This is a genomic window from Variovorax paradoxus, from assembly GCA_016806145.1.
Lineage (GTDB): Bacteria > Pseudomonadota > Gammaproteobacteria > Burkholderiales > Burkholderiaceae_C > Variovorax.
This window is the reverse complement of the sequence record CP063166.1, coordinates 5,780,516-5,803,364: the sequence shown is the minus strand read 5'-3', so window position 1 is coordinate 5,803,364 and position 22,849 is coordinate 5,780,516. Positions and strand designations below refer to the sequence as shown.

Here is a 22,849-nt window from a genome sequence, read left to right as displayed (position 1 = left end):
AGAAGAGAACGAGCAGCAGAAGAAAGGACGGACCGGCAACGGTCCGTCCTCTGAAAGGAACGGTATGAAGACGAGTTTCCGGATACTGGCCATCGCGGCACTGGGCGCCAGCCTGGTCGCCTGCGGTACCGGGCCCAAGCAAGGTCGCGACGACGCGACCTACTACTACTCCAACAAGGGCGCCAGCGCGGTCGCCAAGGTCGAGCCGCCGCCCCCGCCGCCGGTGCAGAACGGACCGGCCGGCGTGTCGAAGATCGTGTACTTCGATTTCGACCGGTACGACATCAAGCCCGAGTACCGCAACATCGTCGAGGCGCACGCCAGCTTCCTGCGCAACCGCCCGACGAGCCGCGTCGTGCTCGAAGGCCACACCGACTCGCGCGGTGGCCGCGAATACAACCTCGCGCTGGGCCAGCGCCGTGCCGAAGCCGTCCAGCGCGCCCTGACGCAGCTGGGCGTGCCCGCCGAACGGCTCGAAGCCATCAGCTGGGGCATGGAAAAACCCGCGTCGCTTGCCAACACCGAGGAGGGCTACCAGCTCAATCGTCGCGCCGAATTCAGCTACCGCTGAACCAGGGAACTGCGATGCCTTCGATGGCAGCTCCCGGTCTTCCGAGTCATCGCGGCCACGCATGACGAAGAAGACCGGTTGCCCGTTCTCGACCGGGTCCGAATGATGTCCTTCTCCGATCAGCTCCACGCCTGCCACGAGCGACTCGTCTCGGTGTGCGCGGCGCTGCCGGCGCCATACCCGGCCTTCACGCTGTTCTTCTCGGTGAGCGACGGCACGCAGCGCGCGCACGTGGTGCACACCCGCGCCGCCGTGCTCGAGACCGCCTGGCGCGAAGGCGCCGAGCAGCTCGAACGCTGGGTGCAGGAGCAGGGCATCGTCTCGCCCTGGCTGCGCGTCGACTGGGTCGAGGGCGCGAGCCCGATCGACTGGGTCCAGTTCAAGGGGCAGCTGGCGTCGGTCAAGCGCAACTACTTCCGCCTCGGGCTGGCCTTCGACAAGGACTTCGAGCTCGCGTTCACCGAGCAGGAGCTCAATGCGAACGCGATGCTCAGCGGCGACTCGACCATCGCGCACGCGGTGGTGAACCCGCGCAACTTCGAGCTCTATGCCGATGCGCGCTTCGGCCGCCGGCTGTCGCTCGAGCTGCCGGGCGACCAGCCCGTGTTCCTGCTGGCGACCGTGGGCCTGTTCTGCCAGCCCGACGGCGTGGTGCACAAGCTCGTGGGCACGGGGCTCGATGCCGGGCGGCGCCAGCTGCCCGCGCTCAATCCGCAATCGACGCTCGACCTGGTGCGCAGCGGCGCCTCGTACCTGGCGCGCCAGGTGCAGGCCGACGGCCTGTTCGTCTACGGCTACTTCCCCTGCTTCGACCGGCGCATCCCGACCTACGACGCGATGCGCCATGCGAGCGCGCTCTACGCCATGATCGAGGCGTGGGAGATCACGCGCGACGAGACCTTGCGCGCGGCCATCGAGCGCGCGCTCGATCGCCTGGTGCATCACCTGATCCGCGACTACAAGCTCGCCGACGGCCGCGACATCTCGTTCCTGGTTGACACCGGCGGCGAGATCCGTCTCGGCGGCAACGCGGCCTGCGTGCTGGCGCTCGTGAAGTACTGCGAGGCCATGGACACGCGGCGCTGGCTGCCGCTGCTCGACAAGCTCGCGCTGGGCATCTCCTCGCTGCAGGACCCGGCGACGGGCCGCTTCAACCACGTCATCCATGCGAACGACCTGACGCTCAAGCAGGCCTCGCGGATCATCTACTACGACGGCCAGGCCTCCTACGGCCTGCTGCGCCTCTACGGCCTCACGCGCGATCCCCAGTGGCTCGCGGTGGTGGAGAAGGCCTTCGACCATTTCATCGCCAGCCAGCACTGGCAGGCGCACGACCACTGGTTGAGCTGCTGCGTCAACGAGCTCGCGCGCTGGAGCCCGCAGGAGCGCTACTTCCGCTTCGGGCTGCAGAACGTCGCGGGCTACCTCGACTTCGTGCTCGACCGCAAGACCACCTTCCCGACGCTGCTCGAGCTGATGCTCGCCGCGCAGCAGATGCTGCAGCGGCTCGAGGGCATGCCCGCGATGCGGCACCTGCTCGACGAGCTCGACGTCGAGAAGTTCTACCGCGCGCTCGACTACCGCGCGCACTACCTGCTCAACGGCTATTTCTGGCCCGAGATGGCGATGTACTTCCGCCGTCCCTCGACCATCGTCGGCTCGTTCTTCATCCGCCACCACGCGTTCCGCGTGCGCATCGACGACGTCGAGCAGTACGTCTCGGGCTTCGTGGCCTTCCACCGCTACCTGGTGGAGCGCCGCACGCTGCATGGCGCGGGCGCCGGCGCGGTGGCCGGTGGCGGCATCTCGGTCGGCCAGGGCGGACCGCGCGACGACGGCGGCACCTGGACCGCGAGCGAGATGGCGCGCGTGACCGGCGGCGAATGGGTGGTGAAGCCCGAGGACGGCTGGCGCGCCAGCGGCGTCGCGCAGCGCTCCTTCCTGCGCAAGGGCCGCGTGGTGTTCGAGAACCAGACCCGCAACGCCAAGGCGCCGCTCGCGGCCGTCGCGCTCAAGGGCGTGCTGCAGCCCGCGGCCGCCGTGCTGTGCGTCGATCCCAAGCCGCATCTCGACAAGCGCGTGCCGGTGCTCAAGGTCGCCGACCTGCCGCAGGCCGTGCTGCAGCTCGGCACCCATGCGCGCGCCGAGTTCAACGGCGGTGTCTGCGCGGTGGTGGGGCAGGGCGTCGCCGGCTCGACCGTGGCGGCCATGATGGCCAGCGCGCTCACCGTGTGGGGCGAGGTCGGCCAGCCCGAAGGCAGCATCAGCCTGCCGTCGGGCATCGCGTGGAACCTCACCTGCCTGCCGCGCCACGCCGCCTACTGGGTGCTCGACATGAGCCAGTCGCAGCTGCCCGCGTCGACGCAGCTGGTGCGCCCGACGCTCGCGGTGATCGCCGGCCTGTCGGCCGCGGCGCAGAAGCACCGCGGCCCGGCCGAGGCCGCCGCGCGGCAGGACGCGCGCATCTTCCTCGGCATGACCGCCGGCGACAGCGTGGTGCTGAACCGCGACATGGTCGAGTACCCGGTGTTCGCCGAGGCCGCGGCCGAACGCCAGCTGCAGGTGGTGAGCTACGGCGAGCACCGCGCGGCCGACGTGCGGCTGGTCTCGTTCGACCATGGCGAGGTGAAGGCGATGGTGGCCGGCGAGCCGCTGCAGCTGCGCCTGAACGCGCCGGGCCGCCACATGGGCATGAGCGCCGTCGCCGGCCTGGCCGCGCTGACCGCGCTGCGGCTGCCGCTGGCCGCGGCGGTCGAACCCTTCGCGCAGTTCGAGCCCCCCGGCGGGCGCGGCGCGCTGCACACCATCCACATCGGCGGCGGCAGCTTCAAGCTGATCGACGAGACCTACGACGCCAATCCGAGTTCGATGCGCGCCGCGCTCGAGCTGCTGGCGCAGGCCCCGTGCGAGCCCGCGCGCCGCGTGGCGATCCTCGGCGACATGCAGGAGCTGGGCCCGGCGGCCCAGCGCCATCACCTCGATCTCGAGCCCGAGCTGCTGGCCACGCAGGCCGACCGCGTGCTGCTGTGCGGACCGCTGATGCGGGCCCTGCATGCGCGCATCAGCTCGAAGGTGCGTTCGCACTGGTTCGTCGACGTCTCCGATTTGTCGACCGCGCTGGGCAGCCTGCTCCAGCCGGGCGACTGGGTGCTCGCGAAAAGCTCCGCGGGCGTGGGTCTGTCCCGGCTGGCCCGGGTTCTGAAAGCACTGCCATGACCAGACTGGATGCACTCCTTCATCTGCCCGCGCAGCAGGAGGCCGCCCCGGCGCGCCGCTGGTGGACTCGCTGGGCTCAGCTGCTGTGCGCGTGGGTCGTGTGCATGCTGCTGTGCGTCAACGTCGCGATCTTTCTCGATCGGGGTTTGTCCTTAGACGACGAGCCCGCGCAGGCACGAAAGACGGTGGCCTGCGCCAGCGTCGTCCTGCCCACCGAAACCGTCTCGCACCGCGCGGCGACAGGGACTGACCGACCCCTGACCAAAGCCTCGAATTGCACTGCTTTCTAGAGTGAAATATTGCGTTGTAACAGTCGGGTAACAGTTGATAATGAAGCCGTTGCGTCATCGCCTGACGGGATCGGCTTTCGCCCATGATCAAGTTTCTCCTGCCCACTCAACTGGTCGCCGAGCGGCCCGTGGAGCCCGGTGCCAGTCCCTATGCGGGCGCCCTCCATGCCGCGTTCCGTGATGCCTACCCGCTGATAAAAAGCGCGGCCTGGCGCTCCATTCCGATCAGCCTGTTCGGGCTGCTGCCCTCGATCTTCCTGCTGCAGGTCTACGACCGCGTGCTCTCGCGCAGCGGCGTGTCGACGCTGGCGGCACTGGTCAGCGGCATCCTGTTCTTCCTGTGCATCGAGTTCTGGCTGCGCACGCGCCGTTCGCGCCTGCTGCGCAACGCGGGCGCGATCATCGACCACGGCGTCTCGGGCGCGCTGATGGGCTCCATGCTCGGTCGTCCGCTGCGCGCGCTCGAGGCGCGGCCGGCCTCGTCCTGGCACCTGTACTTCCGCGACGTCGGCTCGGTGCGCGGCACCGTCACCGGCGGCCTCGCCCAATCGATCTTCGACCTGCCGATGGCGGTGTTCGGGCTGGTGGTGATCGGCATCGTCGCGCTGCCGGTGCTGCCGGTGGTGGTGGCCTTCCTCGCGATCCTTTCCTTCCTCGCCTGGTGGTGGGCCGACGAGGTTCGCGCCGGCCGCGTCGAGGAAGTGCAGCGCGGCCGCGGCCTCGACCGCATGACGGCCGAGATCTGTCATGCGCGCGAGACGCTCAAGTCGCAGGCCAACGACGGTCCCATCATCGAGATGTGGCAGCAGACCTACAACGCCTGGCTCACCGAGAGCTTCACCAAGAACGGCCAGATCGAGACCGCGCGCGACGGCACCACGGTGCTGCTGACCGTGTTCTCGGTGATCGTGGTCACGGTGGGCGCCATCTCGGTGATGGAGCAGTGGATGACGGTCGGCGGCCTCGTGGCCTCCAACATGCTCGCGCTGCGCGCGCTGCAGCCGATCGCCGGCCTGGTGTCGAACTGGCGCTCGCTGGCGACCGCCAAGGAAGCCGCCAAGCGCCTCGAGACCGTGCTCGGCGAGCCGGTGGAGAAGCCGCCCGTGGGCATGGCCCTGCCGCAGCCGCTGGGTCGCATCACGCTCAAGGACGTCAGCTTCAGCTTCACCGAGAACGCGCAGAAGGCGGTCATCGAGCACCTCGACCTCGACATCGGCCCCGGCGGCCTGCACGTCATCGTCGGGCGCAACGGCGCCGGCAAGTCCACGCTGGTCAAGCTGCTCTCGGGCCTGTACACGCCCACGCACGGCGTGGTCAGCATCGGCGAGTACGACCTCTCGCAGTTCGGCCGCGAGGAGCTGTCGCGCTGGATCAGCTATCTCTCGCAGGAGGTCTACTGGTTCGGCGGTTCGCTGATCGACGTCATGCGCCGCACCGCGCCGGGCCAGAGCGACGAGCAGATCGTCGCGGCCTGCAAGCTCTCGGGCGCGCACGACTTCATCTCGCGGCTGCCCGATGGCTACCGCTCGACGGTGGGCGAGGGCGGCACCGGCCTGTCGGTGGGCGAGCGCCGCAAGCTCGCGCTGGCCATGAGCTTCCTGCGCAAGCCCTCGGTGCTGGTGCTCGACGAGCCCAGCAACGACCTCGACTTCCAGAGCGAGCGCGCATTGCTGGCCACGCTGCTGGCGGTGGCCAAGGTGCGCACCGTGGTGGTGGTCACGCATTCGCTGCGCATCGTCTCGGCCGCCAGCCATGTCTACCACGTGACCGGCGAAGGCACGGTCGAACAGGGCACCGCCGCGCTGATGGTGCCCAAGCTGTTCGGCGTGAAGAAGGCGCTGGTGGCGCTGCCCGAAGGCGGCGAGGACGGCGAGTCCGCCGCGCGTTCGATCGCCTGAGGCGGCGAATTTGTTTATGGATTGGACCGAGCGACCGATGACCGAGTGCGACGACCGAGTGACCGCAAGGGAGGCGAGATCTTGAAAGCCGATCTGCCGCAGGTCCTGCAGACCGAAGACCAGAAGCGCGCCGCGCAGATCACGCCCGAGGGCCGGCGGCGCCAGTGGCTGCTCGGCGGCCTGATCGGCGTGTTCGCCGTGATCGGCCTGGGCTTCCCGATGGAGACCGTCGTGGTCGCGCCCGGGCGCGTGATTCCCTCCGATCGCGTGAAGTCGATCCAGCACTTGGAAGGCGGCATCGTCAGCGCCGTGCTCGTGAAGGAAGGCGACCACGTCAAGCAGGGCCAGTCGCTGGTCGAGATCGACCTCGGCGGCGGCGGCCTCAACCTCGAGGAACTGACCGCGCGCTATGCCGCCACCCAGGCCACGCGCGTGCGCCTGATGGCCGAGAGCCGCGGCCAGCCGCTCAAGCGCGACACCTTCGCCAAGGACATCGACGAAGGCGTGTACGCCGGCGAGACCGGTGCCTACGACGCGCGCGCGCTCGAGCAGCGCGGCGTGATGGCCGGCGCGATCTCCAGCCTCGAGGCCGCGCGCAGCCGGCAGCTCGAGCAGCAGGCCAAGGTCAAGGGCCTGAGCGACCGGCTCGACCTGATGCAGAAGGAGCTCGAGGTGTCGGAGCAGCTGCTCAAGGAGAAGCTGGTGGGCCAGGTCGAGGTGCTCGAGAAGCGCCGCCAGGCCGAGGCCGCGCGCAGCGAACTCGCGGTGGCGCGCCAGGGCGTGATCTCGGCCAATGCCGCGATCACCGAGGCGCAGGCCAAGATGGCCGAGGCCGAGGGGCGCTTCCGGCGCCGCGCCTCGGACGAGCTCGCCACCGTCGAGCGCCAGTTCGCGAGCCTGAGCGAGGACCTCGCGCGCGCGCGCACGCAGCGTTCGCGCACCGAGGTCAAGGCGCCGTCGGACGGCATCGTCAAGGGCCTGCGCAGCGGCAGCCCCGGCTGGGTGGTGAAGCCCGGCGAGGCCATCCTCGAGGTCGTGCCCGACAAGGACGAGATCATGATCGAGGCGCGGCTCAATCCCAACGACCGCGGCTTCGTCGAGATCGGCCAGGCGGCCACCGTGAAGATCACCGCCTACGACTACCTGCGCTACGGCGCCGTCGAGGGCAAGGTCACGCTGGTGGCGGCCGATGCCGACCGCGACCCCGCGATCGCCAGCGGCGCGCCGTACTACCGGCTGCTGATCAGCACCGACAAGTCCTTCGTCGGCCACAAGGAGAACCGCATCACCGTCGGCATGGAGTCCGAGGTCGACCTCAAGGTCGGCACCGATCCCTTCATCTGGTACATCCTTCGTCCTGTGCTCAAGCTGCGGCGCGAAGCCTTCCGCGAACCATGAAGCGCCGCCCGACCCACAGCCGGCGCCCGGCGGGCACCGGCGTGCTGTGCGCGGCGCTCGCCGCCAGCTTCGCGCTGCCGCCTGTTGCCATGGCGCAGGAGGCACAGGATCCGCCGCCCTCGCTGATGCTCGCGCGGCGCCTCACGGCGCCCTCGATCGGCACCGCCGGCTACGTGCAGCGCGTGAAGCAGGCGCTGGTCGTGCTGTCGCAGGACTACCCCGAAGTGCAGACCGCGCAGGCGGCCGCCAATACCAGCGGCTTCCAGATCGACCAGGCCAAGAAGGCGCGCTATCCGCGCTTCAAGGTCGGCACCTCCTCGGGCAACTACAACAGCGGCGCCGCCAACGCGCAGACCCAGAGCTACAACGTGATCACCGCCGAGGCGCGCATGAGCCTGATCGACGGCGGCGCGATCAGCGCCTCGATCCGTGCCGCCGAGGCCGGCAACGAGGCCGACGGCCAGGCCGTCACCACCACCTCGCAGAAGGTGGTGCTCGATGCGCTGACCGCCTACCTGCAGGTGCAGCGCTTCGACCTCAAGAAGGAGATCGCGCACCGCTCCACCGAGATCGTGGCCGAGCTCTCGAAGGCCGAGGCGCGCCGCGTCGCGCTCGGCGCCACCGGCGAGAACGACCTCAACATGGCCAGCGCGCGCCGCGCCAGCGTGGCCGCGCGCGAGGCCGACTTCGAGGCCCAGCGCGACGAGGCCATCGCCAAGTTCCGCAGCTACTTCAAGTTCACGCCCATCACGCGCAACCTGCCGGTGCTGGCCGCGCCGCCGCAGTGGCGCATCGACTCGCAGGCCGAGGCGCTGCGCCGCGCCGAGGAGCGCAGCACCGAGATCGCCGAGGCCCAGGGCCGCATCAACAAGGCCAAGGCGCTGGTCGAGCAGCAGGAGGCCAGCATCTGGCCCACCGTCGATGCCGTGATCGTGAAGAGCAAGGACCCGCGCGGCGTGTCGCCGCAGGACCCCACGCGCACCGCGCTCGAGCTGAGCTGGAATTTCGGCAGCGGCTTCGACCGCCAGCTGCGCGTGCGCACCGCCATGGCCGAGGTCGAGAACCAGGAAGCCAAGCTCGAGGGCGTGAAGCTCAACCTGTTCGAGCTCACCAGCGCCTCGTGGTCGCGCACCGTCTCGGGCCGCGAGCGCGAGCGCCAGCTGATGGAGGCCGTGAGCACCTCGGGCCAGGCCTTCCGCGGCCGCCGCCGTCTGCTCGAGTTCGGCCGCGACACCCTGCCGCAGGTGCTCGATGCCCAGCTCGAGTACTACAACCTGCTGTTCGACTACGTCGATGCCGTGTTCGATCTGCGCGTCAACGAGCTGCGCCTGGCGCGCACCACCGGCGAACTGCGCATCGACCCCGAGGGTGGCAACGAATGGGTCGACCGCGTCTTCGGTGCGCCGAGCCGCACCGTGCTGACCGAGGACGGCCTGCTCAGCGGCCCGTGCCTGGCGAGCAACTCGACCTGCGCGAACGAGGCGTCGGTGGACCGCTCGCAGAACGCGCAGCCCGTGACCCTGCGGCGCGCCGAGCGCCTGCCGACCACCACCAACTGACGAAGAAGGAAAGCGGGCGGCCGGCGCGTCAGCGCGCGGCCGCGATGCCGCTCAGGCGTCTTCCGGAATGCCCGGTTCGCCGTCGAGGATCTGGTACTTGCGCATCTTCTCCCACAGCACCTTGCGGCTGATGCCCAGGTGCTGCGCCGTGTCCTGGCGCTTCCAGTCGTTGATCTCGAGCGCCGCGATGATGCGGTTGCGCTCGCTGCCGTTCCAGCCCTTGCGCTGGTCGCCGCCGGCGGCCTCGAAGGCGCTGCTCGTGCCCACCGCGTTCGCGCCCAGTCCCATGCCGCCGCCCGCGCCGGTGGAGGGCGTGCCGCGGGTCAGCGCGATCGCGCGCTGGATCAGGTGCTGGTCCCAGCTGTGCAGCTGCCGCGCGATCACGCCCACGCGTTCCGCGAGGTTGCGCAGCTGGCGCACGTTGCCGGGGAAGTAGGTCTCGGCCACCGCGTCGCTGAGCCAGTGCGGCGTTTCGCCGAGCACCTCGAGCTGGTCGCCCAGCACGTTGGCCAGCAGCGCCTTGAAGATCGCGATCTTGTCGATCTCGCCACGCTCCTCGAGGCTGGGCACGTGCAGCTCGATCACCGCGAGGCGGTAGAACAGGTCGGCGCGGAATTCGCCGCTGGCCACCATCTCGCGCAGGTTGCGGTTGGTCGCCGCGACCAGCCGGAAGTCGACCCGGATCGGCGAGGTCGCGCCGAGCCGGGTGACCGCGCCGTCCTCGAGCACGCGCAGCAGCTTCACCTGCTGGTACTTCGGCAGGTCGCCGATTTCGTCGAGGAACAGCGTGCCGCCCGTGGCCTGTTCGAAGTAGCCGCGGTGCGCATGCACCGCGCCCGTGAACGAGCCCTTGGCGTGGCCGAAGAACAGCGACTCGAACAACCCGTCGGGAATCGCGCCGCAGTTCACCGCCACGAACGCGCCCTTGCAGTAGGTCTGGTGGCCCAGGTGCAGTTGCTGCGCGATGCGTTCCTTGCCCACGCCGGTTTCGCCGCGCACCAGCACGCTGTGGTCGCAATCGGCGAAGGCATTGACCTCGGCCAGCAGCGACTTCATCGCTTCCGAGTGCGCCACCAGCTCGTCGAGCGGCTGCGGCGCCACGTCGCGCGCGCGCAGTTGCCGCACCAGCTTCGCGACCATCGTGCGCAGCTCGGCGCAGGTGAAGTCGTAGGGCAGCACGTGCAGGTATTCGGGCGGATAGGTGCGCGAATCGCGCTCACGCGAGGCCGCCGCGACCCAGATCACCGGCATGCCCTGCAGCAGCTCGGTCGCCTGAGGCAGCCCGCCCCCATCGATGACCGTGACGCTGATGATCGCCACCGACGGCCGCATCGCCGCCGCGCGGTCCTGCGAGGGCGGCGGCATGCCGTCGGCCCGGATCACCTCGACATCGAAGCTCGCCATGCAGCGGGCGATGCGGTCGAGGATGTCGGCCTTACCTTCCCAGACAAAGAGGTCGAGTTCGTCGAAATTGGGGGAGGCGCTCATCTAGGGAATCAGCATTTCAATAAACAAGCTCCGCGCTCCCGTCGCATGTGAGACGCCCGCCGACTTCCGTCTGAGCGAGATTGGCACCGAGCACGTCGCGGATCAAGGTGTTCACGAGGGGGTCGAGCAGCGGCGAGAGAACACCTTTGACGATGTCCTGGAGGGCACCGATGACGGTGCCCAGGGTATTCGTCAGGGCGGTAAGCACGTTCTGAAGTCCCCCGTTGGGGCTGCCCGTTGGCGTGATGACACTCAGCATGTTGAGTCCACCGAGTGTCGACGTCAGGCTGTTGATGATGTTCTGCGAGCTGACGGGCAGGAACGGCGTCTCGTGCTCCACGTCGGCGAGATCCGGTGGATCGATGAAGGTTTGCGAGGCGTCGGACTTGGCGACCGGCACGTCGGCCTTGAGGCCCAGGCCGCCGCCATAGAAAGCCTTGCGATGCGCTTCGTCGCACTCGACGGGGATCAGTCCGAGCAGCAGGCGCTTGCACTGGAGCGAACCGATGTCGATCACCGGGATTGGATCGACCACAGGCGGTGCGTTGGAGGCGAACACCTTGCTCTTTGCATCGGCCGCGGAGGTGCCCATCTTGCCTATCCGCAGTTGAGCCGCGGCCGTGCTGGTTTGTGCCGACAGGGTCTTCGCATCCGCCGGGCAGCTGAAGTTGTTCACGCGCGATTCGCCGCCGCCCGCATCGAGGTTGATGTCGAGGCGAATCGGCGCGGGCAGGATGTCCACGTCGGTGACATCCCTGGTGCAGGCGAAAACGCAGCCCAGAACGTCGTCGAGAAGATTCAGCTTGAAGCTCAGCAGATTGTTGAGAAGGGTGGTCACCGGCGACGCCAGGGTCGTCACGGCATTGACCAGGTTCGACACTCCATTCAACGCGGGCAGTTCCACGGAAATCAAGGTTCGGATCTGCGCGGTTCGCACGTAGATTTGGTTGGGTCCGGTCGGATCGAGCTTGGCCAGCGTGGGATCGCCGACGGCGGAGATTTGCGGAGGCTCGATGACCCGGATGTTCGCCGTGACCGACAGCACGCCGGGAACCGTGAGTGGGACGCTGGCGACCAGAGCGTTCTTGCCATTCGCCACCTGGACCACGCCCTGCAACAACTGGAACAGCTGAAGATCGAGGTTCAGCCCTGCCGCATCCGATCCCGTCTGGACACCGAGCAGATCGCCCAGCTTCACGACGGTCGGCGAAATCTCCGCGGCCGCTTGTATCAAGCCCAGTGCCTGGATGGCGGCGGTGGCCGTCGCTCCGCTTTTCTGCAGCGCGTTGATCATGGCCTGGATCAATACCCCGACCCTGACGTCGGTTCCCAGGATCTGGTCGTACTTCCCGGCCCCGATTCCCAGGTCGATGCCGAGCTGATCGAGGAAGCTGAGCAGCTTGATGTCGGTGTTGACGAGCCCCCGCCAGCCCGCGATATCGAGCGACAGCGAGCCGCCGAGCAGTCCGCCAAAGACGGCATTCAGCAGTGACACCTGAGTCGGGTCGACCGTCAGCAGCGTGCTGCGTATCGTCAGCGAGGCCATCGGGTGGCGCTGCGCCGCGAGGGCTTCCACGCTGATCGGTCGCGCTTGGTTGCCGGGAATGCTGGAAAAAAGAAGCGGTGGCGTGCGTGCGATCGTCACCCGGACGGCGTTGTACTTCTCGCTGCCAGCCAATGGACCGAAGTGGGGCTGGGTGGGCCGCGTGGATGGATCCCAGCGCCCGCAGGTGACGTCGGCCGCCGAGAGGGTGAATCCGGTGGGCAGATTCTGGGCCGCATTGGCAATGGCGGCCGCGGTTGCCTCGGTGCAACTGCCGGGCTTGAGCGATTGTGCGGCCGCGAGCGCCGCGAGGTCGGCTGTCTTCTGGAACTCGCGCTTGAGAAAGAAAAGATAGCCCAGCTCGGTACCGATCAGGGTGATCACGATCAGGCTCAGGGCGATCAGCGTATTCACCAGCACGGAGCCACGCGCTCTTCTGTGCGGGCGCGCCTCGAGCCGGCGGCGTTCGTGGCGGGCGTTGGATGGCTTGCTCATGGCAAATGACCTCCTAAAGCCGGCGTGCGGCGGTGGCCTGGCCCTGGAGCTCGTCGGGCATCCAGCGGCTCGTGTCCAGCAGCGGTAGCGTGGGAAGGAGCCGGTTGGCGCTGTACGGGTACTTCACCAGCACGATGGCCTGGGGATTCGGATTGCCGCTCAATGTCACGGTGACGTTGACGTTGTTGGCGATCCAGGTGCGCCGAAGTGCCGTCGAGCTGCTCTGCAGCGCGGGCACGACCAGCGCTTCTGCCAGCGAATCGCGCACGGCATCCACCACGTTCTGCTGGAGCTGCGCGGAGACGGGTTGCAGCGTAACCGAGCGTGCCCCATCCTCGGCTGCGCGCGACAGCGCCTGCTGCGTGTAGAGGACCGCACCGAAGGTCGCGATGACGTAGAGCAGCAGGAACAGCAGAGAAAAGACGAGCGCGAACTCGATCGCAGCCACGCCACGCTGCAGGCGCGCCGCACTGCGACCGCGGTTCGAACGAGATTCGGGGCTGCATGTCATGGCGACCTCCCGTCCAACAGCATGCTGGCTCTCCCGACCAGCGTGTCCGGTGCCGCGAAGCTCGGCAACGGAGGGAGGACCGCCTGCATGCCCTGGACCTTGACGGTCACCACGATCTGGCAGCGTTGCGTCCATTGGGCGCCGCAGCTTCGCGTCGCTTCAGTGCAATTCGTGGTTCCGACTTGGCATACCTTGGCATCGATGCTGGGCGCCACGGGCAGCCAACCGCTTGCCCGCTGCCGCGCGACGCTGCGGGCCTCGGTCTCGCGCGCGCCCAGGCTGGTCTGGTAGCGCAGCGCGGCCCGAGCGCCATCCTCGGCGGCGTTTTGCAGCCCGAAGCGCAGGGTGAAGATGATGGCGAAGCAGATGATGGCGTAGAGCACGGTAAAGAAGATCAGGAACACGATGCCGAACTCGACGGCATAGATCCCCCGCTGCAGGCGGGCCTTCGCCGGCGCGCGCCGATGCGCGCCGTTCCTTCTGCCGTTCGCGGAGGTCATGATGTTCTTTCCCGTTGCAGCTTGGCTTCAGTTGCTGCTCTTGGTCTTGACCGTGGAGTTGAAGAACTCCGGAATCGGGTGCTCGAAGCTCTTCAGGTAGCGCTCGTAGCTGCGGTTGGCAACCGGCCCTGGAATGGGTCGCGGCGTCGTCGAGCCGATCGCTCCGCTGCGCTGCCAGTGGAGCAGTGACAGCGTCGCGTCCCCGACCTCGGGCGGCGGAAGCGCCTGCTCCGCATCGGCCATGGCGTCTTCCGGTAGGGCCGGTTCGGTGGCCGCGGAGGCGGGAGTCTCCTTGTCAGCCTGCAGCGGCACGGCTGACGCCGAAGCTGCGCGGGGCGGCTCCTGCGCGACGGACGCCTGCGCGAGCCCGAGGGCGGAGGCGGCGAAGCAGGCCTGCGTCAGGATATCGCGAAGGGTAGGGCGGTAGATCATGGTGGGCCTTGTTGAATGGAATTGGACGGCAGGGGTGTCAGTGCGGCTGCGACCGGTGCTGGCTCGTCACGGGGCGCGACGCGAAACAGGCTGGACCTGCGCGAGGGCTTGAGCGCCAGCGGCGCTGCGGCTTCGTTGAGGGGCGCGGCCGGAGCGGGCACGGCCATCGGTGCGGTCGAGGCCGCGGAGGTCAGCTGCCGAGCCGCTTCCCGGATGGCCGCCCGTGTGGCGGGCGACATCCGGCGGGCTTCCATCAATGCCGACGCCTGGTCGCTCTGCTGCGTTACCTCGAGATAGAGCGCCAGATTGGCCTGTGCTTGCGAATTCTCCGGTTGCAGCTGCATGGCCTGCATCAACGGCAGGCGAGCGTCCGCGAAGCGGCCCGCGCGCAGGCTGGCATAGCCCAGATCGTTGAGCAGCACCGCGTCGGTAGGACTACGTTGCTGCGCGCGCTTCAGGAAGTCCATGGCTTCGGCGTAGTCTCCGCGCGCTCCCGCGACCAAGCCAAGGCCATGGTAGGCGGCACCTTCCAGCGGCGTACCCAGCAGCTTTCGATAGAAGGCTTCGCTCTGCGCCAGTTGCCCGGTGTTTCGCAAGGCATCCGCGCGGGCGCGCTGCGTGTCCGGCGACGAGCCCCAGCGTTGTTCGAGGGCATCAATGTGGGCCAGCGAAGCAAACCAAAGTCCTTCGCGCTGCATCTGCTCGACCAACCTGACATAGGTCGCCTGCGAATCCGCAGCCGCGCCGGCCTTCGACGAAGCCGCATCGTCCGCCGCGGCCCGTTGCTGAGCCTCGGCCGCTCCCAGGTACTGGTCCTTGGGTGTCGAGCAGCCAGCGACGACGGCGCTCAGCATGATCGCGAAGACCATGTGCGCGCCCCGGCCGGCGCGGCGCGACACCGGGAGCAGGCCGCTCGGACGCCGCGGAGAATGTGAGGCGTTCATCGTGTGAGAGCTCCCAGAGATCTGATGACGGCGAGAAAGCCCGGTCCCGCGGTCACGATGACCAGCGCGGGCAGCAACGTGGTCACCATGATGCCGGTCATCTTCACGGTGATCTTTCCGATGCGTTCTTTCATTTCCGAACGGCGATGCTCGCGCAGACGTTCGCTGAACTGGCGCAGCGGTTCCTGGACCGCGCCGCCATGCCGGTCGACCTGTACCAGCAGGGAGACCAGTCCTCGCAGGTTCTCGTTGTTGTGCAGCGTGGCCAGGCGCTGCAGCGAATGTTCGCGGGTGCGGCCGCGCGCGTACTGCCTGTTGGCGAGCGTGAGTTCATAGCCGAGGACGCGCAGCACATGCGAGAAGTCCGTTGCCATGATTTGCAGGCTCTGGTCGAGGCTCAAGCCGACGCCCTGGAGCAGGCGCAGCAGATCGACGAACAATGGCAGCTCGCGTCCCACGCTCTCGCGCCGCTTGCCAGCACGCCATCCGAGCGTCCACTTGGGCGCCATGAATCCAACGACGAAGGCGCACGCCAGTGCCGCGATGTTGTAGCGCTCGGAAAGGCTAGTTCCCCAAAACAGATGAACGATCACCGGAAGCAAGACGGCGAGCGCGATGCGGGACACAAGGAAAACGAGTTGCGCTCGCTGCGTGGAGAAGCCGCACTGGTCGATCAGCCGGCGGTCCTCGTCAGTGACCAGCGCCTTGCCGATTCGCGTGTTCAGCCAGTGCAGGGGAAGTTCGATGTCCGAGAGGCGATTGCCCGCCACCTCTTCGGTCTCCTGCTGCACGGGAGGTGTTTCAGCGGACGCCGCGGCAACCCCGCGCAGGATGGCTCGCCCGATGGTCCGGTTGCGCTGCGCGCGGATGACCTCGTTGACGATCAGCGTGCCTGCGGCGACGAGCAGCGCGATCGCCAGCAGGGCGAGGCTCCAGGTGATCAATTGGGATGGCGTGAGATTCATGAGAGCCTCGCCAGGCGATAGAGCAGCGCGGCCCCGAGCATCTGCAGCCCGATGGCGCCGAGCACCAGCAGCTGCCCCGTAGTGTCGTCCCACATCCGCATGAAGTAGTCCGGATTGAGCATCACAATGGCCATGCCCACCGCGACCGGAAGTACGCCCAGTATCCAGGCCGAGAGCCGGGTCTCGGAGGACATGGCGACCAGTTCGTGTTCGGCCTGTTCACGATCGCGCATGAAGTTCGCGACCCGCTCCAGCAGAAGGTCGGAGCGCCCGCCGTAGCGAACGCCGAGGCCGAGGATCGATGCGAGCAGGTACATCTCCTCGATCCGTGCGTGCGTGGCCATCTGGTGCAGTGCGCGGTCGAGGTCCATCCCCGCGCGAACGAGGCTGGCCGCGCGCTCAAGATAGATCCGCAGGGGCGCATCCGTCGTGGCGATCGCCAGCTGAAAAGCTGCTTGCGTCGAGTTGCCGATGGTTATCAGGCGCACCATGGCATCGATATAGGACGGCAGTTGCCCGACGAGCGTCTTCCGGTGCTTCTGCAGCCGCAGCCAGATGGCGAAAGATGCCATGACTACGAGCAGGACCAGTGCGCCGAGCGCGGTTGGCCAGCCACCCAGCGAGGCGCCCACGGCGCTCAGGGCAACGATCGTGATCCCGCCGAGCGCTAGCAGCCGAGACGAAACGACGCCCTCGAGCCAACCCGGCACCAGCGCCTGCGTCCAGTTCTTCCGCGGCATGGCGGCCACTTCGGCCGCGGCCGCTTCGGCCCATGGGTCCTTCAGAAGGCCGGTCGCCATGGTCGCCCCGGCCTGTGCGGGAGCAGGCATAGACGCCTCCGGCGCCGGTTTCGGTTGAAGCTGCTGGGCCACGTAGCGGCCGGAGACGCGCCGGCGTTGCAAGCTTGTGGACCATTGCCACAGCAACAGGCCGCCCGCTGCAAGAAGCAGGGCGACCGCCGCAACGATCAGCAGGCCTTCACGCACGCTGATCTCCGTGCGCTCTAGCGAGCGATTGCCGGAACCGCGTGATCTTCGGCGAGTGCGGCGCGATGCCGAGCGACACCCAGCGATCGCGTTCCTCGCCGTCCGGAGAGACGACCGGTTCGTAGCGATACAGCTCCTGCATGGCCACCACGTTGTCGTTCACACCCGTCACCTCGCTGAGCGAGAGGATGCGGCGCTGTCCATTCGAGAGTCGGCCGATCTGAACGATGAAGTCGATCGCATTCGCGATCTGGCGGCGTAGGCTGACTTCGCTACCCTGATAGCCCGCGAAGCCCGCTAGCATTTCGAGGCGGTAAAGGCATTCGCGGGGCGAACTAGCGTGGATCGTTCCCATCGAGCCCTCATGGCCGGTGTTCATCGCCTGCATCATTTCGATCACCTCGGCGCCACGCACTTCGCCCACGATGATGCGGTCGGGCCGCATGCGCAGGCTGTTGCGCAGCAGGTCCCGGATCGAGACGACGCCGGTGCCGTCGAATCCGCCGGGGCGGCTCTCCAGACGCACCACATGGCTAGTCCGCAGCGACAGCTCGGCGGTGTCCTCGATCGTGATGACGCGCTCGGTGGAAGGAATGAAGCTCGCCAGCGCGTTGAGCAGCGAGGTCTTTCCGGAACTGGTTCCGCCGCTCACTAGCACGTTGCAGCGCGCGCGCACGGCGATTTCGAGCAACTGCGCCATGCCGGCGTCGAAAGTGCCGAGCTTGACCAGGTCGGCCGGCGTGAGCGGGTCCTTGCGGAACTTGCGGATCGAGACCGACAGGCCGTCGATCGCGAGCGGCTCGATGATCACGTTGATGCGCCCGCCGTCGGGCAGGCGCGCGTCGACCATGGGGTTGGCTTCGTCGAGCCGGCGACCCAGCGGCGCGAGGATGCGGCGCACGATGCGCATCACGTGCTCGGAGTCGGCGAAGCGCAGGGTCTCGCGCTCCAGGATGCCGTGGCGCGATACGTAGACGTTCTGGTAGCCGTTGATCAGGATGTCTTCGACCGCGGGGTCGTTGAGCAGGTCTTCCAGCGGGCCGAAGCCCGCGAGTTCCTTCGTGAGCGCATCCGAGATGAGCTGCATCTCGCGGTCGTTGATCGGCACGCGGCGCAGGCGCACGAAGCTGTCGACCTCCAGCTCAACGAACTGCTGGATCGAGGCGCGCGACCAGCGGCCGAACTCCGCGCCCAGCTCCTCGATGCGGCTGAGCAGGTGATCGTGCGTCCAGCTCTTGATGTCCTGGAACTGCTGGGAGGTGATGAACGCCTGGTCGTCGTCGGCGAATTCGATATCGGTGGACATGGGCTGTTCAACCTTGACTGGATCTCTTCCGAGGGCTCGAGAAGCGCGACGTGAGCGCGCCCCACAGCGGGGATTTGGCCGGAGCCTGGCCGGTGGCGGCCGTGAGTTCCTGGTGGAGGCCGCGGGCAAGTCCCGCGACCGCTTGCGAGTAGGGGTCGCCGCGCGCTGTGCGCACGAGCATTTCGCCGCGGCTGGCCGCGGACATGAGTTGCGCGCTGCGCGCGGGCAGCACATGGTGCAGCGGCAATTCGAGCCGGTCAGCGATGTCCTTGGCGGCGAGGTTGACGTGGCTGTCGAACTTGTTGACGACCAGCGCCAGCCGCTCGGCTTCCACCCCGCGCGTGTACAGCTCCTTGAGCATGCTCGCGGTTGACACGATGCCGCCGATGCTCTGGTCGCAGACCACCCAGGCGCGATGCGTCTCGCGCACCGTCTGTGCAACGAAATCGATCGTGGAGAACCCGCCTAGGTCAGCGATTTGAAAATCGAAGAAGTCCCCGAGCCTCTTGATCAGCGCAACCGAATCCGCATGCGAAATCTCCCGGATCTGGGCGAGATTCGCTGGCAACGGCAGGACCGCCACGCCGCTTGCATGATGGGCGAGGGCCGTATGCAGCAAGGTCTGGTCGAGTCGCCTGAGATTGCGCACGCCGTCGACGAAACTGAAGCCACTCTGGGTGTCGAGATAGAGCAATCCATCGCGTGCGGGCAGTCCGAGGTCGAGCAGTGCCACGCCGTGACGGGGATTGCGCGCCTGGGGGGTGGCCTGCCCGTGTTCCAGTTGGTCGCTGAGCGCCAGGGCGAGGTTCGATGCGAGCGTCGTGACGCCCAGGCCGGCGCGTGCGCCCAGCAGCGCAAGTGTCTTGCCCCGGGTTCCGGTTTGCAGATTGCCGCGCCTGTCGAGCAGGGCTTGCAACGTATGCACCGCATCCGCAGGAGGAGCGGCCATGTCGATGAAGTCGTCGACACCGGCGCGCAGGGCGGCGAGCATGCCTGCCGGTTCGACGGAGTTGCCCGTCGCTAGCACCGGCAGCGTCGACCAGTCGCGCTTGAGTCGTTGGTGGAGCTGGCCTGCCGCTTCCGTGCCCTGGTCGGGCGAAAAGTCGATGAAGACCGCTGCCGGTCCCAGCAAGGTGATGCGTTCGTCGATCGACTTGGCATCGAGGCTCAGCGTGACCACGGACCCGAGTCGACTGAGCGCATCGGTCAGCCAGGTGATGCGGGCTCCATCGTTCGACGCGAACAGATAGGTTTCCGTCCCTGTTTCCGGGAGACTGTCGCGGGGAGCGTTCATGGTGCTGCCCTGGTGCTCATGTCCAGGATTTCTGCTCAACGCGAAAAACCGGGGACCGTCGCGTTACCCGGCGTGCTCAGGAAGATTGAGCGCCAGACGGCACCGTCGCGCTGCTCGGCCGCGCCCGGAAGAAACGGGCTCAGGTCGGTGTCGCGCGCGATCGGCTTCACGAGGTGGGGCGTGACCAGGATCACCAGTTCCTTCTCGCTCATCTGGTACTTGCTCTGCTTGAAGAAGGTGCCGAGCACCGGCAGGTCGCCGAGCAGCGGGATCTTGTCCGCGTTGGACGACGTCGTGCGGCTCACTAGGCCGCCGATGATGAAGCTCTCGCCATCGCCGAGCTCGACCGTGGTGTCCGCGCGGCGCGTGCTGATCGCGGGAACCGCGACGCCGCCGATGCTCAAGGCGTTGGCATAGTCCAGGTCGCTGGCTTCGGGGGCAACCTTCAGCACGATTCGGTCGTTGGAAAGCACGGTCGGCGTGAGCGTCAGGCCGATGCCGAAGGGTTTGTACTCGATGCTCGTCGTTCCGAGGCCTTGGGGCGCGGGAACGGGCAGTTCGCCCCCGGCCAGGAAGCTGGCGCTTTGCCCCGACATGGCCACCAGCGTGGGTTCGGCCAGGACGCGTGCCATGCCGTTGCCTTCGAGGAAGCCGACGTTCAGGCCGATGCCAGCCTTGCCGAAGTTGAGCAGCAGGCTGAAGGCCTGCGCGAGCGGATTGTTGTATTCGCCGGTGATAGACCCGTTGGAGTTGAAGGTTGCGCTCTTCAGCGAGGCGGGCGTGAAGACGCCGAAGCTGAAGCCACTCGAGTTGGCACGGGTGCTGAAGATGTTCAGTCCGGCCTGCTTAAGCACGCTGCGGTTGAATTCGACGACTTTGACCTCGACCTGTACGGTGTGGCTGCGCACGTTCACGACGGAACGGTCGCTCACGACCGCCTTCTCTGGCTGACTCGCGAGAGCCGCTTCGCGCGCCTGCTGATATGCCGGCACGCTGTCGAGCGTGCCATCGAGCTTGGCGTCGCGCCGCTGAACCTCCAGCACGTAGATGGTTGCGGCGGGCCGCCCCTTCTCCCACACCATCAAGGTCGTGCTGCCCGGCACCTTTCCGGTCAGGATCAGTCGCGCGGCGGGGGAGCCCGGCGTCTTGCGGGTGACGGTCACACCGGCAACCGCTTCGTTAGCCAGCGCGATGCGATCCACGCCCTTGTCGAACACGAGTTCCTGCTGGGTGCCGGCGCCCAACGTCACGAGCGTCTGGGGTGTGGCGGCAACGCTGGCCGCGAAAAGGGGCACGCTGGGGCCGATGGCGAGTGCGCAGCCAATGGCGATGTGGCCGAGGCTGGTCCTGAAGAGGCGGTCAGCCCTTTTGGTCTTTGCTCGGGGCAGGGGCATGGTCTTCTTTCTGAAACGGGTGCGTAAGCGGTATGGGTGTGGGGTGATCCGGCTCAATAGCGCACGGTTTCGCTGCGGTCGCCACGGATGACCTCGACCTCCATGCCCGGTCTTGCGATGCCCGCAGGTCGCGTGCCTGCGATCGGCAGCCCGGTGGTTGCCACGCGCCGGCTGGTAGCCGGTGTCGCTCCACCGTTCACCAGGTCGGCAACCGTCAGGCCGGCTTGCGCCTTGTCCAAGCCCGCCAGGGGCGGGCGGCGCGGTTCGCCGGGCTTCGCCGGTGCTGGCTGCAGCGCGGTCGGCAGTTCCGCGAACAGCGAGGGATCGGGCTCCGTCGTGTCGGCGGGGTTGCGCAGTGCAAGGAGCAGGCGCCCGCTGGATTCGCCCAACGTGAGCCGGTTTACGTCGTCGACGGGGATCGCGAGGACCGCGGTGCGTGCCGCTTCGGCCCGCTGGGCGGCCGTCGCACCGTTGTCGGCCGCCTTCGTGGCCAGGGCGTCCACCGAGAGGCTGCCGTAGGCGAGCAGGCGTTTGCGCGCTAGAAGCAGGCGTGCCTGGCTGCGATCGATGTCCTTTCCTTCGGACTTCAGCATCACGAAGACGTCGACGAAGTCGCCGGGCTGTACCTTGTTGCCTACCCCCATCACCTCGTCGGCCTTGACCGCAACGGCACGCTCCCCCTCGCCGATCCGCAGGGCGAGGCCGGACACGAGCTGGCCTTCCTGGATCGGTGTGCCTTCGCTCAGGTCGAGAACGGGGACCCGACCGGCGACGATGCTCGTCTCTTTGAAGGCGTCGCTCGGATTGACGGGCAACTGCTCAACACGAACGGCGTCGGCGGCGATGGCCTTGCCCGCGGGAAGAGGCTTGCTCGCGACCACCACCGCGTAGGTTGCCCTGGCTTCCGATCGCGCCGGCGCGGAGGCAGCGGGCGTGGCCGCGACGCTCGGTGCCGGCTGACGGCTGAGAACCCAAGCGTAGCCGCCCAGGGCAATGGCGATCAGTACCAGGATGGCAGCGATGATTTTTGTGAGGTGGATCATGGGCGGTGGGGATGGGCGGTGGAACAGGTCATCGATACGACAGGACGGTCAACCTGCATGGGTGCACCCGGTCAGCTCTGTCGACCCCAGAGGACGATCCACAAGGCCGAGGCGATGGCGAGATACGCTGCATAGGGGATGACTCGTCGACGCTGCTTCGCTGTCGCCGCGTCTTTGGATGCCGCCTTGCCGGACAGGGCAAGGGCGATGCGGGGAAACCAGGGCCATCGCTGGAGCACGAGCCACGCGACGGCGTGCGCACCCGTCAGGAGGCTGGCGATGATCCAAATCGGAAAGAGGCCTTGCCATCCGACCCACAGGCCCAGTGCACCGGCGAACTTGACATCGCCGGCACCCATCAGCCCGGCGATGTGAAAAAAAAGAAGGAAGCCGAATCCCAGGGCGGCACCGCCCAGGGCATCGGACCAGCCGATGCCCATGGGCGAACGTCCGAGGAAAAGGACTGTCATGGCCAACGCGGCCCCCACGAGGACGAGCCAGTTCGGAACACGACGTTGGTAGAAGTCATAAACCACAACCGGGAGAAGCCAGATCAGCTCGATCCCAGCCATTTTTCAGCTCGCGGGAACAGCCTTGGTCAGTTGGGTGCTCAAATTAGTGAACAGCGACTTGATGGCGCCAGCGAACCCGGTCGTTGCTGCGGGATTGAAAAGAACCACCAGAAGAATGGTGATCAGGCCGGCGATCACGCCATATTCAATGGCGGTCGCACCTTCTTCGTCGCGAATAAAACGGGCAATAGCGTTGAGCATGATTAACCTTTCAGAAAAAGTCGTTAACAAGGGCTGGCGGTGCGAATGTTATCCGGCGTAACTCTGTGTATCAACAAGGCAAACCCGATGGAAGGGTGTTCCGCTGTGCTAGCCGAGGATGGCTAGCACGATGGCTGCCAGCTCCCACGGACATCGGTTGACCGGTCGGTCAGAGACGCTGAGTAACAGTTCGGAAACGATTTTTCCCTCTGTAGGCGTGCACCGACATCCCATGAAGACGGG

20 protein-coding genes are annotated in these 22,849 nt (G+C 67.4%); 6 read left to right on the top strand and 14 right to left on the bottom strand.

The features are described from left to right. The first annotated feature begins 64 nt into the window (after nt 1-64). From pal to INQ48_27180, 6 genes are all read left to right on the top strand, one after another. Entirely contained in the window at nt 65-571 is a 507-nt protein-coding gene (gene pal / locus INQ48_27205; protein ID QRF56965.1) for a peptidoglycan-associated lipoprotein Pal, read from the top strand. A gap of 102 nt (nt 572-673) precedes the next feature. Next, a complete protein-coding gene (locus INQ48_27200; protein ID QRF56964.1) occupies nt 674-3,787 on the top strand; it encodes a Mur ligase in 3,114 nt (1,037 codons plus the stop codon). Continuing rightward, complete coding sequence (locus INQ48_27195) at nt 3,784-4,077, top strand: hypothetical protein (protein QRF56963.1); 294 nt, start codon at nt 3,784-3,786, stop codon at nt 4,075-4,077. Before INQ48_27200 ends, INQ48_27195 begins: the two co-directional genes overlap by 4 nt. An 83-nt stretch (nt 4,078-4,160) precedes the next feature. Beyond that, nucleotides 4,161-5,975, top strand: coding sequence for an ATP-binding cassette domain-containing protein (locus tag INQ48_27190; GenBank protein QRF56962.1), 1,815 nt, complete (start codon nt 4,161-4,163; stop codon nt 5,973-5,975). 81 nt (nt 5,976-6,056) lie between these two features. Next, nucleotides 6,057-7,373 (top strand): HlyD family type I secretion periplasmic adaptor subunit, encoded by a 1,317-nt coding sequence (locus INQ48_27185; protein QRF56961.1) that lies wholly within the window; start codon nt 6,057-6,059, stop codon nt 7,371-7,373. Beyond that, nucleotides 7,370-8,932 carry a TolC family protein gene (locus tag INQ48_27180; GenBank protein ID QRF56960.1) on the top strand — a complete coding sequence of 521 codons (1,563 nt, stop codon included), beginning with the start codon at nt 7,370-7,372 and terminating at the stop codon, nt 8,930-8,932. The genes INQ48_27185 and INQ48_27180 overlap by 4 nt, the downstream gene beginning before the upstream one ends. Nucleotides 8,933-8,983: 51 nt before the next feature. Here INQ48_27180 and INQ48_27175 read toward each other — a convergent pair whose 3' ends face one another. The 14 genes from INQ48_27175 to INQ48_27110 form a co-directional block, all read right to left on the bottom strand. Continuing rightward, nucleotides 8,984-10,420: a sigma-54-dependent Fis family transcriptional regulator gene (locus INQ48_27175; GenBank protein ID QRF56959.1), complete on the bottom strand. Its 1,437-nt coding sequence runs from the start codon at nt 10,418-10,420 to the stop codon at nt 8,984-8,986. A 16-nt stretch (nt 10,421-10,436) separates the two neighbouring features. Next, a complete protein-coding gene (locus tag INQ48_27170; protein ID QRF56958.1) occupies nt 10,437-12,458 on the bottom strand; it encodes a hypothetical protein in 2,022 nt (673 codons plus the stop codon). Nucleotides 12,459-12,471: 13 nt separating this feature from the next. Then, a complete protein-coding gene (locus INQ48_27165) occupies nt 12,472-12,969 on the bottom strand; it encodes a pilus assembly protein (protein QRF56957.1) in 498 nt (165 codons plus the stop codon). Then, nucleotides 12,966-13,469, bottom strand: a complete 504-nt coding sequence (locus INQ48_27160) for a pilus assembly protein (GenBank protein ID QRF56956.1) — start codon at nt 13,467-13,469, stop codon at nt 12,966-12,968. The genes INQ48_27165 and INQ48_27160 overlap by 4 nt, the downstream gene beginning before the upstream one ends. A gap of 27 nt (nt 13,470-13,496) precedes the next feature. After that, a complete protein-coding gene (locus tag INQ48_27155) occupies nt 13,497-13,901 on the bottom strand; it encodes a DUF3613 domain-containing protein (GenBank protein ID QRF56955.1) in 405 nt (134 codons plus the stop codon). Next, entirely contained in the window at nt 13,898-14,770 is an 873-nt protein-coding gene (locus INQ48_27150) for a tetratricopeptide repeat protein (protein ID QRF60918.1), read from the bottom strand. The genes INQ48_27155 and INQ48_27150 overlap by 4 nt, the downstream gene beginning before the upstream one ends. A gap of 71 nt (nt 14,771-14,841) precedes the next feature. Continuing rightward, complete coding sequence (locus INQ48_27145) at nt 14,842-15,810, bottom strand: type II secretion system F family protein (protein ID QRF56954.1); 969 nt, start codon at nt 15,808-15,810, stop codon at nt 14,842-14,844. Next, complete coding sequence (locus INQ48_27140; GenBank protein ID QRF56953.1) at nt 15,807-16,796, bottom strand: type II secretion system F family protein; 990 nt, start codon at nt 16,794-16,796, stop codon at nt 15,807-15,809. Before INQ48_27140 ends, INQ48_27145 begins: the two co-directional genes overlap by 4 nt. After that, a complete protein-coding gene (locus INQ48_27135; GenBank protein ID QRF56952.1) occupies nt 16,789-18,102 on the bottom strand; it encodes a CpaF family protein in 1,314 nt (437 codons plus the stop codon). The genes INQ48_27140 and INQ48_27135 overlap by 8 nt, the downstream gene beginning before the upstream one ends. 7 nt (nt 18,103-18,109) lie before the next feature. Continuing rightward, complete coding sequence (locus INQ48_27130) at nt 18,110-19,396, bottom strand: histidine kinase (GenBank protein QRF56951.1); 1,287 nt, start codon at nt 19,394-19,396, stop codon at nt 18,110-18,112. Nucleotides 19,397-19,431: 35 nt separating this feature from the next. Further along, nucleotides 19,432-20,790, bottom strand: coding sequence for a type II and III secretion system protein family protein (locus tag INQ48_27125; GenBank protein ID QRF56950.1), 1,359 nt, complete (start codon nt 20,788-20,790; stop codon nt 19,432-19,434). Nucleotides 20,791-20,843: 53 nt separating this feature from the next. Continuing rightward, complete coding sequence (cpaB, locus tag INQ48_27120) at nt 20,844-21,833, bottom strand: Flp pilus assembly protein CpaB (protein QRF56949.1); 990 nt, start codon at nt 21,831-21,833, stop codon at nt 20,844-20,846. Between the two features lie 71 nt (nt 21,834-21,904). Beyond that, nucleotides 21,905-22,405, bottom strand: coding sequence for a prepilin peptidase (locus INQ48_27115; protein QRF56948.1), 501 nt, complete (start codon nt 22,403-22,405; stop codon nt 21,905-21,907). A gap of 3 nt (nt 22,406-22,408) precedes the next feature. Further along, nucleotides 22,409-22,606: a Flp family type IVb pilin gene (locus tag INQ48_27110; GenBank protein ID QRF56947.1), complete on the bottom strand. Its 198-nt coding sequence runs from the start codon at nt 22,604-22,606 to the stop codon at nt 22,409-22,411. Nucleotides 22,607-22,849 lie beyond the last annotated feature (243 nt).

Bases quoted from the DNA above. Each gene is read 5' to 3' on its own strand.
- pal (QRF56965.1), top strand. From the start codon at position 65: ATGAAGACGAGTTTCCGGATACTGGCCATCGCGGCACTGGGCGCCAGC.
- INQ48_27200 (QRF56964.1), top strand. From the start codon at position 674: ATGATGTCCTTCTCCGATCAGCTCCACGCCTGCCACGAGCGACTCGTC.
- INQ48_27195 (QRF56963.1), top strand. From the start codon at position 3,784: ATGACCAGACTGGATGCACTCCTTCATCTGCCCGCGCAGCAGGAGGCC.
- INQ48_27190 (QRF56962.1), top strand. From the start codon at position 4,161: ATGATCAAGTTTCTCCTGCCCACTCAACTGGTCGCCGAGCGGCCCGTG.
- INQ48_27180 (QRF56960.1), top strand. From the start codon at position 7,370: ATGAAGCGCCGCCCGACCCACAGCCGGCGCCCGGCGGGCACCGGCGTG.
- INQ48_27175 (QRF56959.1), bottom strand. From the start codon at position 10,420: ATGAGCGCCTCCCCCAATTTCGACGAACTCGACCTCTTTGTCTGGGAA.
- INQ48_27170 (QRF56958.1), bottom strand. From the start codon at position 12,458: ATGAGCAAGCCATCCAACGCCCGCCACGAACGCCGCCGGCTCGAGGCG.
- INQ48_27165 (QRF56957.1), bottom strand. From the start codon at position 12,969: ATGACATGCAGCCCCGAATCTCGTTCGAACCGCGGTCGCAGTGCGGCG.
- INQ48_27160 (QRF56956.1), bottom strand. From the start codon at position 13,469: ATGACCTCCGCGAACGGCAGAAGGAACGGCGCGCATCGGCGCGCGCCG.
- INQ48_27155 (QRF56955.1), bottom strand. From the start codon at position 13,901: ATGATCTACCGCCCTACCCTTCGCGATATCCTGACGCAGGCCTGCTTC.
- INQ48_27150 (QRF60918.1), bottom strand. From the start codon at position 14,770: ATGGTCTTCGCGATCATGCTGAGCGCCGTCGTCGCTGGCTGCTCGACA.
- INQ48_27145 (QRF56954.1), bottom strand. From the start codon at position 15,810: ATGAATCTCACGCCATCCCAATTGATCACCTGGAGCCTCGCCCTGCTG.
- INQ48_27135 (QRF56952.1), bottom strand. From the start codon at position 18,102: ATGTCCACCGATATCGAATTCGCCGACGACGACCAGGCGTTCATCACC.
- INQ48_27130 (QRF56951.1), bottom strand. From the start codon at position 19,396: ATGAACGCTCCCCGCGACAGTCTCCCGGAAACAGGGACGGAAACCTAT.
- INQ48_27125 (QRF56950.1), bottom strand. From the start codon at position 20,790: ATGCCCCTGCCCCGAGCAAAGACCAAAAGGGCTGACCGCCTCTTCAGG.
- cpaB (QRF56949.1), bottom strand. From the start codon at position 21,833: ATGATCCACCTCACAAAAATCATCGCTGCCATCCTGGTACTGATCGCC.
- INQ48_27115 (QRF56948.1), bottom strand. From the start codon at position 22,405: ATGGCTGGGATCGAGCTGATCTGGCTTCTCCCGGTTGTGGTTTATGAC.
- INQ48_27110 (QRF56947.1), bottom strand. From the start codon at position 22,606: ATGCTCAACGCTATTGCCCGTTTTATTCGCGACGAAGAAGGTGCGACC.